The organism is Butyricicoccus sp. AM78-15b2TA, from assembly GCF_027665985.1.
Taxonomy (GTDB): Bacteria; Bacillota; Clostridia; order Oscillospirales; family Butyricicoccaceae; genus Agathobaculum; species Agathobaculum butyriciproducens.
In genome coordinates, this window is the sequence record NZ_JAQEHY010000002.1 from 243,208 (window position 1) to 255,297 (window position 12,090).

The 12,090-nt window shown below is 56.0% G+C and carries 12 protein-coding genes; all 12 read left to right on the forward strand.

The genetic code is table 11. From position 1 onward, the window contains the following. The first annotated feature begins 12 nt into the window (after positions 1-12). The 12 genes from ftsY (at position 13) to PGS25_RS03210 (ending at position 12,072) form a co-directional block, all read left to right on the forward strand. Positions 13-981 carry a signal recognition particle-docking protein FtsY gene (gene ftsY / locus PGS25_RS03155; RefSeq protein WP_270417694.1) on the forward strand — a complete coding sequence of 323 codons (969 nt, stop codon included), beginning with the start codon at positions 13-15 and terminating at the stop codon, positions 979-981. Further along, positions 968-1,693 carry a ribonuclease PH gene (gene rph / locus PGS25_RS03160; protein WP_118480377.1) on the forward strand — a complete coding sequence of 242 codons (726 nt, stop codon included), beginning with the start codon at positions 968-970 and terminating at the stop codon, positions 1,691-1,693. The genes ftsY and rph overlap by 14 nt, the downstream gene beginning before the upstream one ends. Further along, a complete protein-coding gene (rdgB, locus tag PGS25_RS03165) occupies positions 1,693-2,265 on the forward strand; it encodes an RdgB/HAM1 family non-canonical purine NTP pyrophosphatase (protein ID WP_270417695.1) in 573 nt (190 codons plus the stop codon). The genes rph and rdgB overlap by 1 nt, the downstream gene beginning before the upstream one ends. Before the next feature lie 63 nt (positions 2,266-2,328). Continuing rightward, the gene (locus PGS25_RS03170) at positions 2,329-2,628 is read left to right on the forward strand and encodes a YhbY family RNA-binding protein (RefSeq protein ID WP_110436450.1); all 300 of its coding nucleotides are present in this window, start codon (positions 2,329-2,331) and stop codon (positions 2,626-2,628) included. Continuing rightward, entirely contained in the window at positions 2,625-3,218 is a 594-nt protein-coding gene (nadD, locus tag PGS25_RS03175; RefSeq protein ID WP_270383786.1) for a nicotinate (nicotinamide) nucleotide adenylyltransferase, read from the forward strand. Before PGS25_RS03170 ends, nadD begins: the two co-directional genes overlap by 4 nt. A 140-nt stretch (positions 3,219-3,358) precedes the next feature. Continuing rightward, the gene (gene yqeK, locus PGS25_RS03180; protein WP_110436452.1) at positions 3,359-3,940 is read left to right on the forward strand and encodes a bis(5'-nucleosyl)-tetraphosphatase (symmetrical) YqeK; all 582 of its coding nucleotides are present in this window, start codon (positions 3,359-3,361) and stop codon (positions 3,938-3,940) included. 18 nt (positions 3,941-3,958) lie between these two features. Beyond that, a complete protein-coding gene (locus PGS25_RS03185) occupies positions 3,959-5,449 on the forward strand; it encodes an LCP family protein (RefSeq protein ID WP_270417696.1) in 1,491 nt (496 codons plus the stop codon). A 67-nt stretch (positions 5,450-5,516) separates the two neighbouring features. Continuing rightward, the gene (gene rsfS / locus PGS25_RS03190) at positions 5,517-5,882 is read left to right on the forward strand and encodes a ribosome silencing factor (RefSeq protein WP_110436454.1); all 366 of its coding nucleotides are present in this window, start codon (positions 5,517-5,519) and stop codon (positions 5,880-5,882) included. An 84-nt stretch (positions 5,883-5,966) separates the two neighbouring features. Beyond that, positions 5,967-8,375 carry a leucine--tRNA ligase gene (gene leuS, locus PGS25_RS03195; RefSeq protein ID WP_270417697.1) on the forward strand — a complete coding sequence of 803 codons (2,409 nt, stop codon included), beginning with the start codon at positions 5,967-5,969 and terminating at the stop codon, positions 8,373-8,375. 170 nt (positions 8,376-8,545) lie between these two features. Continuing rightward, positions 8,546-8,728 (forward strand): 30S ribosomal protein S21, encoded by a 183-nt coding sequence (rpsU, locus tag PGS25_RS03200; protein ID WP_031472056.1) that lies wholly within the window; start codon positions 8,546-8,548, stop codon positions 8,726-8,728. Between the two features lie 188 nt (positions 8,729-8,916). After that, complete coding sequence (locus tag PGS25_RS03205) at positions 8,917-9,447, forward strand: TIGR00730 family Rossman fold protein (RefSeq protein ID WP_270417698.1); 531 nt, start codon at positions 8,917-8,919, stop codon at positions 9,445-9,447. A gap of 630 nt (positions 9,448-10,077) precedes the next feature. Next, positions 10,078-12,072 (forward strand): DNA gyrase/topoisomerase IV subunit B, encoded by a 1,995-nt coding sequence (locus tag PGS25_RS03210; protein ID WP_270417699.1) that lies wholly within the window; start codon positions 10,078-10,080, stop codon positions 12,070-12,072. The last annotated feature ends 18 nt before the right edge of the window (positions 12,073-12,090 follow it).

Genomic DNA, 12,090 nt, shown 5'->3' on the forward strand with positions numbered 1-12,090 from the left:
AAGGAGATAAGCATGGGATTTTTTGATAAAATTAAGCAGGGCTTAAAGAAAACATCGGATGCGGTGAACCACTCGCTGGACAGCGTGTTCGCGGCATTTGTCAAGGTGGATGATGATCTGCTCGAGGAGCTGGAAGAAGCACTCATCCTGTCGGACGTCGGTGCGTCCACGGCGGCGAAGATCGTCGCTGAGGTCGAAAAGCGCGCCAAGCTGCGCAAGACCACCACGGCGGACGAACTGCGCGATTTACTCCGCGAGGTGCTGACCGACAATATGCTCGACAACCAGCCGCTGAATACGGACGGCAAGCCAGCGGTCATTCTGGTGATCGGCGTCAACGGTGTCGGCAAGACGACCTCGATCGGCAAGCTGGCGGCCTGCTATGTCAATGAGGGCAAAAAGGTTATGCTGTCGGCGGCGGATACCTTCCGCGCGGCGGCTGCTGACCAGTTGGAAATCTGGGCTAAACGCGCCGGTGCGGACATCGTACGCCACGGCGAGGGCGCAGACCCGGCAGCTGTTGTGTTCGACTCCATCTCGGCGGCCAAGGCACGCGGCAGCGATATTATCATCGTGGATACGGCAGGCCGTCTGCACAACAAGGCCAACCTGATGAACGAGCTGGCGAAGATCGATCGCGTTATCTCCCGCGAGCTGCCGGACGCTTCGCGCGAAACGCTGCTCGTGCTGGACGCGACCACCGGTCAGAATGCGGTTCATCAGGCCGAGGAGTTCAACAAGGCTGCCGAGCTGACCGGCATCATCCTCACCAAGCTGGACGGCACCGCTAAGGGCGGCATCGTGATCGCCATTTCGGCAGGACTCGGCGTGCCGGTCAAGCTGGTCGGCGTTGGCGAGGGCATTGACGATCTGATCGACTTTGATCGTGCGGCATTCCTGGAGGCCATCCTGCCGCCGGTTCATGAAAACGCAGAAAACGATGAGGAACAGACCGAGGAGGATGAAAATGCAGAGACCTGACGGAAGAACCAAGGGCGCAATGCGTCCGGTGAAGATTACCACTGATTACACGATGTACGCGGAAGGCTCGGTGCTGGTCGAGATGGGCAACACCAAGGTCATCTGCACCGCGTCGGTCGAGGAAAAGGTACCGCCGTTCCTCGAGGGCAAGGGCCTCGGCTGGGTAACCGCCGAGTACGCGATGCTCCCGCGTGCGACCAGCACCCGCAAAAAACGCGATATCAAGTCGCTCAAGCTGGACGGTCGCTCGAGCGAGATTCAGCGCCTGATCGGCCGTGCGCTGCGTGCGGTCGTTGACCGCGAAGCACTCGGTGAGCGCCAGATCACGATTGACTGCGATGTTATTCAGGCGGACGGCGGCACGCGCTGCGCGTCCATCACCGGCGGATTTGTTGCACTGTGGCTTGCGTGCAAAAAGCTGCTGGCCGACGGCGTGATCGAAAAGATGCCGCTCACTGCACAGGTTGCAGCCGTTTCGGTCGGCATTTTTGAGGATGAAGCCGTGCTCGACCTCAACTACGCCGAGGACAGCCACGCCATCGTGGACTGCAACGTGGTTATGACGAGCAAGGGTGAGTTCATCGAGGTGCAGGGCACCGGCGAGGGCCGTCCGTTCACGGATACCGAGCTGCGCAAGCTGCTCGGACTCGGCAAGCGCGGCTGCCTGACGCTGTGCCGCAAGCAGGCCAAGGTGATGGGGGAAAGTCTGTAATGCAGTTTGTACTTGCTTCCCATAACAAGAAAAAGCTGGCAGAGCTGTCCGCTATCGTGAGCAGCCTCGGCATCGAAATCATTCCGCTGCCGGAGGGTGCGCCCGAACCCGAGGAAAACGGCAAAACCTTCGAGGAAAACGCCATGATCAAGGCAAAATCCGCCGCAGCATTCACCGGTCTGCCCGCTCTCGCGGACGACAGCGGCCTGTGCGTGGATGCGCTGGACGGCGCTCCCGGTATCTACTCCGCGCGCTACTGCGAGGGTACGGACGAGGACCGCAATGCCTTCCTGCTGAAAAATATGCAGGATAAGGAAAACCGCGCCTGCCGTTTCGTGTGCGCGATCGCGTGCGTGCTTGCGGACGGCGAAACGCTCACCGTGCGCGGTGAATGTGAAGGAGAACTGCTCCGCGAGAACCACGGTGCAGGCGGCTTCGGCTATGACCCGCTGTTCTATGTCGAGAAATACGGCTGTACCTTCGGCGAACTGCCCGCAGAGGTCAAGAATACAATCTCTCATCGGGCAAATGCTTTGAATAAGCTGAAAGAAGTCTTAAAGGATAAAATATAAGCGAATCCGTAGGGCAGCCCGCCCTACGAAAAAAATATAACAAAATTACAGGAGTTTACATTTATGCTTAACACAAAACAACGCGCACAGCTTCGTGCAATGGCAAACCCGCTGGCGGTCACGCTGATCATCGGCAAGGAAGGCGTAACCGACGCGGTAGAACGCGAACTGGACGCGCTGCTCGAATCCCATGAACTGGTCAAGGGCAAGGTGCTCGAGAGTGCGATGCTGACGCCGCGCACGGTATCCGAGGCGCTCTGTGAGGCCACCGGCGCGGACGCTGTACAGTGCATCGGCTCCAAGTTTGTGCTGTACCGCCAGTCCAGCGATGAGGACAAGCGCAAGATCGTTCTGGTAAAATGAGGACAGGGATTCTCGGCGGTACGTTCAATCCGCCGCATCTGGGACATCTGCACGCGGCGGAACTCGCGCACCGTGCGCTGAACTTAGATCGGGTGCTGTTCATTCCGACCAATATTCCGCCGCACAAGGCTCTGCCAGAGAACACCGCGTCCGCAGAGGACCGGTGCGAAATGGTGCGCCGCCTGACGGCAGATATGCCGTGGGCACAGTTGGACACCATCGAGATCGACCGCGGCGGCGCAAGCTACACGGTGGACACGCTCCGCGCGCTTCATGCACGCGGCGAGACCGACCTGCACCTGATCGTCGGCACGGATATGCTGCTCTCGTTCGATAAAATCTGGCGTGCGCCGGACGAGATCGCGCGGCTGGCTTCGCTTGCTGTCTGCGCCCGCGAAAACGAGGACTGGGACGCGCTGCGTGAAAAGGCGGCGGCGCTCAAGGACTCGCTCGGTGCAACCGTAGAGCTGGTGCAGGGCGACAGCCTGACCATTTCCTCGACCGAGCTGCGGCAGGGCGGTGCACTGCGATGCTATACACCGGAATCGGTCGCGGATTACATCGAAGAAAAGCATTTGTACGGCTATTAAGCCTGTAAAATACAGGTTTGACAGATAAATACAGCAGCTTGTTCAAAATCAGTAGTTTAGGAACAGCCTGCGGCTCGTTCCTCCTTGTCGGCAAAGCTGCAGTTTTGCGGCAAGAAATACAGAGAAAGGCGGGAAAAGTTATGTTATGTAATGAAGAAATGCGTAAAAGTATCCTTTCCAGACTGCAGGGCTATCGCTATGAGCACTCGCTCGGCGTGGAGCGTGCGGCGATCATGCTGGCAGAAAAGTACGGCGAGGACCCGGAAAAAGCGGGTACTGCAGGCATTCTGCATGACATAACAAAATATCTTTCTCCGCAAGAACAGTTGAATTTATGCGGGAAATACGGTATAATACCCTGTACCGTCGAAAAAAGCGAGCCGAAAATGCTGCACGGAAAGACGGCGGCAGCCATCGCGCGGGCCGAATACCACATGCCCGAGGATATCTGCGATGCCATCGCCTGCCACACCACCGGCAAGAACCATATGACGCTGCTTGACAAGATCTTGTATCTGGCGGATTACATCGAAGAAACTCGTGATTTTCCCGGCGTGGACAAGGCGCGTGAGCTGGCGCAGATCGACATCGACAGTGCCCTGCTCTACTGCTATGACCAGACGCTGACCGAGCTGGTCGCACGCGGAAAACTCATCCACAGCGATACCATTGCCGCTTATAATGATATGATCCGGCAGGGTGTCAGCTGGCGGGACAAGTAAAATGGAGGCAGGAATCGTTTGAAACTATTCGGAGGAAGCGGCGACAGGAAAAACCGCAACGGAGACAGCACTCCGGCACAGGCTCCCGCACAGCAGGCAGCGCCCAAGCCGGAAGGAAACCACCAGCCGATCTCGGCGCCCAAGCCGGGCGGCAAAAAGGGAAAGGCTCCGAAGGAGAAAAAAAAGCTGACACCCAGACAGAAGGGCAAGCGCATTGCCATCATTATGGCGGTTGTGCTGGTGCTGTTCGCGTGCGCAGCAGCTGCAGCGGTGTGGTTCGTCCGTTCGCCGCAGGCGACGATCAAGGACAAGGAAAACGGCGATAAGGTCGATGTGAGCAGCCTGCTCAACTCGGGCACCCGCATTGACGATGTGTTTACGTTCGTGGTCGGCGCAGTTGATGAGGACGAAACACGAACAGACGCTTTGATGGTCGCAACCATGGATACCAAGGATAAGACCATCAACGTCATGAACATCCCGCGCGACACCATGTGCAACAACACGGCGACCGGCGCGAGCAAGAAGATCAACGCAGCCTACGGCATGGATACCGGCGGCAAGGGCGGCAACATCGAGCAGACGAGCAAGGAAATCGAGCGCCTGATGGGCTTCCGGCCGGATAAATACGTTATCGTCAACTTTGACGGCATTGCAGCCATCGTGGATGCGATCGGCGGCGTGGATTATGACGTGCCGTTCGATATGAAGTACGATGATCCGTCGCAGAATCTGCACATCGACCTGAAAAAAGGCCAGCAGCATCTGGATGGCAAGCAGACCGTCGGCTTCCTGCGCTGGAGACACAACAACGATTACACCGTACAGTACACCAACGGCGACGAAGGCCGTGTAGAGAATCAGCAGAAGTTTCTCAAGGCGCTGGCAGGTCAGGTGCTGCAGATCAAGAATGTGACCAAGATCCGCTCGATCGCAGAGGCCGTGTTCAAGAACGTCAAGACCGACTTCAGCGCCGGCGAGCTGCTGTGGATGGGCATGCAGGCCATGCAGATCGACAACAGCAGCCTTCAGTTCTTTACACTGCCCGGCTACGGCAAGATGAGCACGGCGGGCACCTCGGTGCAGTATTCGTTCTTCTTCCCGTATTACGACCAGACGCTGGAACTGGTAAACAAGTATTTCAACCCCTACGAGGAGTCGATCTCCAAGCTGGACATTGTCGGCGGACCGGATACCACTACTTACTCGGGCGGCTATGTAAGCTCGGGCGAGGAAGATAATGTATGGGGTGACACCTCCGGCTCGTACGATTACAGCGAGGATTATTACGAAGAACCGGATTACAGCTACGATGAGCCATCCTACGACAACAGCGGCTCGGACGGCGATTATTCGGATAACAATGACTACTCGGGCGGCGACAACGGCAGCGGCTCCGGTGAGGAGAGCGGCGGCGACTACTCCGGCGGCGATTACACCGGCGGCGGAGAGGACAGCGGTGCTTCCTCCGGCGGAGACGATGGCGGAACATACGATCCCGAGGCATAATAAAGGCAATATATCATAATCGGCAGAAAGGCAAACCCTTTTCTGCCGCACAAAAGGAGTTTATACTTTGACTGCAAAAGAAACTGTAAAGGCGATCTGCGAAGCGCTGATCGAGAAAAAGGCTCAGGGCATTGAGGTGCTGCATGTTGAGCGCCTGACCGAGCTGACCGAGTATTTCGTCATCTGCTCTGCGTCCTCCACTACGCAGGTTAAGGCACTGGCGGACAATGTAGAGTGGCACCTGAAGTACGATCACGACGAGATGCCGCACCACACCGAGGGCTATGAATCCGCACAGTGGATGCTGCTGGACTACGGCTGCGCTGTACTGCATGTATTCATGCCGGAGGCACGCAAGTTCTACAATCTGGAGAACCTGTGGAAGGACGGCACGCCGGTAACGCTTGAAGAGCTGGGTATCGAGGACAAGTAAAATACCGACATGCGGCGGCCCCGGAAACGTGTCCGCCGCGTTGTCGCGCTCAAAATCAAAAACTCACTTTAGGGGGAGAATCCGTTGAAGTACGATCATAAACAAGTAGAGAAGAAATGGCAGGACATCTGGGATGAGAAGCAGTGCTTCTGCGCCGAGAATGACTCGGACAAGGAGAAGTTCTATGCACTCGTTGAGTTCCCGTACCCGTCCGGTCAGGGTCTGCATGTAGGCCATCCGCGCTCCTACACCGCGCTGGATATCGTTGCGCGCAAAAAGCGCATGCAGGGCTACAACGTGCTGTATCCGATGGGCTGGGACGCATTCGGTCTGCCGACTGAGAACTTTGCCATCAAGAACCATGTTCATCCGGCAGAGGTCACCAAGAAGAACATCGCACGCTTCAAGAGCCAGCTCAAGAGCCTTGGTCTGTCGTTCGACTGGTCGCGTGAGATCAATACCACCGACCCGAGCTACTACAAGTGGACCCAGTGGATTTTCCTGCAGCTGTTCAAGAAGGGCCTGGCCTACAAGAAGGAAATGAGCGTAAACTGGTGCACCTCCTGCAAGTGCGTTCTGGCGAACGAGGAGGTTGTCAACGGCGTTTGTGAGCGCTGCGGCAGCGAGGTCGTTCACAAGACCAAGAGCCAGTGGATGCTCGCCATCACCAAGTACGCACAGCGTCTGATCGACGATCTGGATGATGTGGATTATATTGAACGCGTTAAGATTCAGCAGCGCAACTGGATCGGCCGTTCCACCGGCGCTGAGGTGGATTTCAAGACCACTGAGGGCGATACGCTGACCGTTTACACCACCCGTCCGGACACCCTGTTCGGCGCGACCTACATGGTAATCTCCCCGGAGCACCCGATGATCGAGCAGTGGGCAGACAAGCTGAACAACATCGAGGACATTCGCGCGTACCGCGAGGAGGCTGCCCGCAAGTCCGACTTCGAGCGCACCGAGCTGAATAAGGACAAGACCGGCGTTAAGCTGGACGGCGTTGCAGCAATCAATCCGGTAAACGGCAAGCAGATCCCGATTTTCGTTTCCGACTATGTACTGATGGGCTACGGCACCGGTGCCATCATGGCTGTCCCGGCGCACGATGACCGCGACTGGGAGTTTGCTAAGAAGTTTGGCTGTGAGATCATCGAGGTTGTTTCCGGCGGCGAGGATGTCCAGAAGGCTGCGTTCACCGCAAAGGACGAAACCGGCATTCTGGTAAATTCCGATTTCCTGAACGGCAAGACCGTTAAGGACGCTATCCCTGCTATGATCGAGTGGCTGGGTGAAAAGGGCATCGGCCATGCCAAGGTGCAGTACAAGCTGCGTGACTGGGTATTCTCCCGTCAGCGTTACTGGGGCGAGCCGATTCCGATCGTCAAGTGCGACAAGTGCGGCTATGTGGCTCTGCCGGAGGATCAGCTGCCGCTTGAGCTGCCGAACGTAACCAGCTACGAGCCGACCGACAACGGCGAATCTCCGCTGGCACACATGACCGACTGGGTAAACACTACCTGTCCGTGCTGCGGCGGTCCGGCAAAGCGCGAGACCGATACCATGCCGCAGTGGGCCGGTTCCTCCTGGTACTTCCTGCGCTATATGGACCCGCACAACGACAAGGCGCTTGCTTCGCCGGAAGCACTGAAATACTGGTCTCCGGTTGACTGGTACAACGGCGGCATGGAGCACACCACGCTGCATCTGCTGTACAGCCGTTTCTGGCATAAGTTCCTGTATGACATCGGCGTAGTGCCGACCAAGGAGCCGTATGCAAAGCGCACCAGCCACGGCATGATCCTCGGCGAGAACGGCGAGAAGATGTCCAAGAGCCGCGGCAACGTCGTCAACCCGGACGAGATCGTTGACACCTACGGCGCAGATACCATGCGTCTGTACGAGATGTTCATCGGCGACTTTGAGAAGGCTGCTCCGTGGAGCCCGAAGTCCATCAAGGGCTGCCGCCGTTTCCTCGAGCGCGTATGGGCGCTGGCTGACAAGGTGCAGGACGGCGATACCTACTCCGAGCAGCACGAGGTTCTTATGAACCGTACCATCAAAAAGGTGGGCGAGGATGCAGACAACCTCAAGGCCAACACGGCTATCGCAGCGCTGATGACCATGCTCAACGAGTTCTACGACAAGGGCGTAAACAAGGCTGAGTACAAGACCTTCCTGGCACTGCTCAATCCGTTTGCACCGCATATCACCGAGGAGCTGTGGCAGCAGATGGGCGAGACCGGTCTGCTCTCTGTAGCACCGTGGCCGACCTACGACGAGGCCAAGACCGTCGAGAGCATGGTAGAACTGGCGGTACAGGTAAACGGCAAGCTGAAGTGCACCATCAAGCTGGCAGTCGATGCCGACAAGCAGACTGCGATTGACACCGCACTGGCAGAGGAAAAGGTACAGCACGCCATCGAGGGCAAGCAGATCGTAAAGCAGATCGTTGTTCCGGGCAAGATCGTAAACCTTGTCGTAAAGTGAGAAGGAATGCCGGATTTCCGCGTCAAAAAGAAAAAATCGAAAACTACGGGAAAAAGTAGTTGACATTGACGCGGAAATTCGATATAATATCCTTACGGTTTTGTGTACGGATGTATACAAACTGTGCTAAGCGATCCCCATGAGGGGAACGTGCGGAGGGAGGGAAAACTGTGTCGGAGATCCGCATCAAGGAAAATGAGTCTATTGACAGCGCACTGCGTCGCTTCAAGCGTTCGTGTGCCAAGGCGGGTACGCTTTCCGAGCTCCGCAAGCGTGAGCATTATGAAAGCCCGAGCGTAAAGCGCCGCAAGAAGTCTGAGGCTGCACGCGCAAAGAAGAAGAAGTTCCGCTAAAATAGAATTTCCAGAGAGCAGATGTGTAAACGTCTGCTCTTTTCTTTTTTCTGCACCGCCCCAGCAGGGCGCACGAACCCGCTTACGCAGTTTGCGTACCCCGATTAGCTGGTGCAAATTAGCAAATCAGAATTTCCGGCATTACCGCCGATAACCCTGCATACACCTGTATAATGGAGGACAAAATTATGAATATAACCGTATATCTGGGTGCAAACGAGGGCCGCGAGCCTGCCCTTAAAACCGCCGTGCGCGAGCTTGGCGCATGGATTGGCGAGCACGGCCATACACTGGTCTACGGTGGCTCACGGGTCGGTCTGATGGGCGCGGTCGCGGAGAGCGCACTGTCCGCAGGCGGTAAGGTCATCGGCGTAGAGCCGCGCTTTTTTATCGAGCAAGAGCTGCAGCTGGACGGTCTGACCAAGCTGATCGTCACCGAGGATATGACCGATCGCAAAACCAAAATGATCGAGCTTGGAGACGCGTTCATCGCCTTTCCGGGCGGTACGGGCACGCTCGAGGAAATCGCCGAGGTGATGAGCAAGTTGGCACTGAACCAGCTGGATGCACCGTGCATTTTCTATAATCTCAACGGCTATTACGACCATATGAAGGCACTGCTCGACCACATGATCGAGATGGAGCTGTCCACCAAAGAACGGCAGAAGAAAATCTATTTTGCGAACACCTTGGAAGAGGTTACAGCACTTTTGAATTGAGAATGAACGTATCGGGTTTGCGGTCGCGTCATTTTCAATTTAGAAACGGTATGTTTACGGTTTCTTCAAACTTTCTACATACTTTAGACATGGGATTCCTGTATCCTGTAATCACAGCAAGGGAACAGCAAGCTGAGTGCTAAAAACCACTTGCCATCCCTTTAAAAATAGATACTTCATAGGGAATCTTTTTCTCCGACTGTGTGAGCAGTCAATCCTTCAAAAATCTGTCTGGCCCTGTGGGACGGAATACCGCGCAGGCTCCCGGACAGTCCAAAAACAAGAGGTGCAAGACACCCATTAGGCAATACCATACAATTTCCGCAAAGTACCGCGGCAGCGCGGCCGGAGCCTGTGTAAGAAGCCGCTGCTTTAATTGCGCGGTGTTGCCCCATACAACGCGCTTTCAGCAGGAACTGAGAGCGCGCATTTTTGCGTTCGGGCAAAATGGGGGGCAAGGCAGTGATTTGTCTGGTTTTAGCATTTCTATGGCTTGCGAAAACAGAACAATTGTTCTGTTTTGTTGACATAAACAATGATATGGTGTAAAATTGATATAAATGACTATTTCATATCTGAACAGATATAATAAAGTAAGTAAAACTTCGGAAATTGGGAGTTAAAGTATATATGAGCAAAGCAAAGCCGTCTTACGGCAATGAAAGCATCTCCTCGCTGAAGGGCGCGGACCGTGTGCGCAAGCGCCCGGGCGTTATCTTCGGCTCGGACGGACTGGAGGGCTGTGAGCACGCGGTCTTTGAGATCCTGTCCAACTCGATCGACGAGGCGCGAGAGGGCCACGGCACCGAGATCGTCACCACACGCTATGCGGACGGCTCGATCGAAGTCGCTGACCATGGCCGCGGTATCCCGATCGAATGGAACGAAAACGAGCAGCGCTACAACTGGGAACTGGTCTTCTGCGAGCTGTACGCAGGCGGCAAGTACAAGAACGACACCGGCGAAAACTATGAGTTTTCGCTCGGCCTCAACGGTCTCGGCACCTGCGCGACGCAGTATTCCTCGGAGTACATGGACGTCACCGTCATCCGTGACGGCTTCGAGTACGGCCTGCACTTTGAAAAGGGCGAAAACAAGACCGGCACCAAGGAAGGCTACACCAAGAAGGCGACGAACGCGCGCAAAACCGGCACGACCATCCGCTGGAAGCCCGATCTTGAGGTCTTCACGGATATCAACATCCCTGTGGATTATTATCTGGATACGCTCAAGCGGCAGGCGGTCGTCAACAGCCATATCAAGTTTGTGCTGAAAAATCAGGTGGGAAGCAGCTACGAGACCACCGAATTTCTTTATCAGAACGGCATTGTGGACTATGTGACCGAGCTGGCAGGCGAAAATCCGCTGACCTCGGTGCAGTTCCTCGAGGGCGAACGACGCGGACGCGACCGCGCCGACAAGGCCGAGTACAAGGTGAAGCTGTCGTGCGCGTTCTGCTTCTCCTCGGCGGTGTCGCAGATCGAGTACTACCACAACTCCTCGTGGCTGGAGCACGGCGGTGCACCGGACAAGGCCGTTCGCTCGGCGTTCGTGTCTGCCATTGATGCGTATCTCAAGCAGAACAACAAGTACAACAAGAGCGAGAGCAAGGTCACTTATCAGGATATTTTCGACAGCCTCGTGCTTGTCACAAACTGCTTCTCCACCCAGACCTCCTATGAGAACCAGACCAAGAAGGCCATCACCAACAAGTTCATCCAGGAGGCCATGACCGAGTTCCTCAAGGAAGGACTCGAGATCTACTTTATCGAGAACAAGGCCGAGGCCGACAAGATCGCCGAGCAGATCCTGATCAACAAGCGCAGCCGCGAACAGGCGGAAAAGGCGCGTCTGAATATAAAAAAGAAGCTGTCCGGCAATATTGACCTCGCTAACCGTGTGCAGAAGTTCGTGGACTGCCGCACCAAGGATGCGTCCCGCCGTGAGCTGTATATCGTCGAGGGTGATTCCGCGCTCGGTTCGGTAAAGCAGGGCCGCGACAGTGAATTTCAGGCCATCATGCCGGTGCGCGGCAAAATCCTCAACTGCCTCAAGGCGGATTACGATAAAATCTTTAAGAATGACATCATAACCGACCTCCTCAAAGTCCTCGGCTGCGGTGTCGAGGTGCGCGGCAAGGCGGCAAAGGACCTTTCTGCGTTCGACCTCGAAAGCCTGCGCTGGCACCGTATCATCATCTGCACCGATGCCGATGTGGACGGCTTCCAGATCCGTACGCTCATTCTGACCATGCTGTACCGTCTGGTGCCGACGCTCATCGAACAGGGCTACGTTTATATTGCGGAGTCGCCGCTGTATGAGATCACCTACCGTGACAAGAGCTATTTTGCGTTCGATGAGAGCGAAAAAGCGGCTATCCTCAAAAAGCTGGAGGGCAAAAAGATTCTTATCCAGCGCTCCAAGGGTCTCGGCGAGAACCAGCCCGAAATGATGTGGGAGACCACCATGAACCCCGAAAACCGCCGCCTGATCCGCATTACGCCGGATGAAGCGGCTGCCACGAGCGAAATGTTCGACCTGCTGCTCGGCGACAACCTCGCCGGACGCAAGGAGTATATTGCCGAGAACGGCGCGGATTATCTCGAGCTGGCGGATATTTCGTAAGATATGCGAGGAATGCGC

What these genes read in the sequence shown, in the direction of transcription:
- rph (WP_118480377.1), top strand. Translation starts at nt 968, where the DNA reads ATGCAGAGACCTGACGGAAGAACCAAGGGCGCAATGCGTCCGGTGAAG.
- ftsY (WP_270417694.1), top strand. Translation starts at nt 13, where the DNA reads ATGGGATTTTTTGATAAAATTAAGCAGGGCTTAAAGAAAACATCGGAT.
- PGS25_RS03170 (WP_110436450.1), top strand. Translation starts at nt 2,329, where the DNA reads ATGCTTAACACAAAACAACGCGCACAGCTTCGTGCAATGGCAAACCCG.
- PGS25_RS03210 (WP_270417699.1), top strand. Translation starts at nt 10,078, where the DNA reads ATGAGCAAAGCAAAGCCGTCTTACGGCAATGAAAGCATCTCCTCGCTG.
- nadD (WP_270383786.1), top strand. Translation starts at nt 2,625, where the DNA reads ATGAGGACAGGGATTCTCGGCGGTACGTTCAATCCGCCGCATCTGGGA.
- PGS25_RS03205 (WP_270417698.1), top strand. Translation starts at nt 8,917, where the DNA reads ATGAATATAACCGTATATCTGGGTGCAAACGAGGGCCGCGAGCCTGCC.
- rdgB (WP_270417695.1), top strand. Translation starts at nt 1,693, where the DNA reads ATGCAGTTTGTACTTGCTTCCCATAACAAGAAAAAGCTGGCAGAGCTG.
- yqeK (WP_110436452.1), top strand. Translation starts at nt 3,359, where the DNA reads ATGTTATGTAATGAAGAAATGCGTAAAAGTATCCTTTCCAGACTGCAG.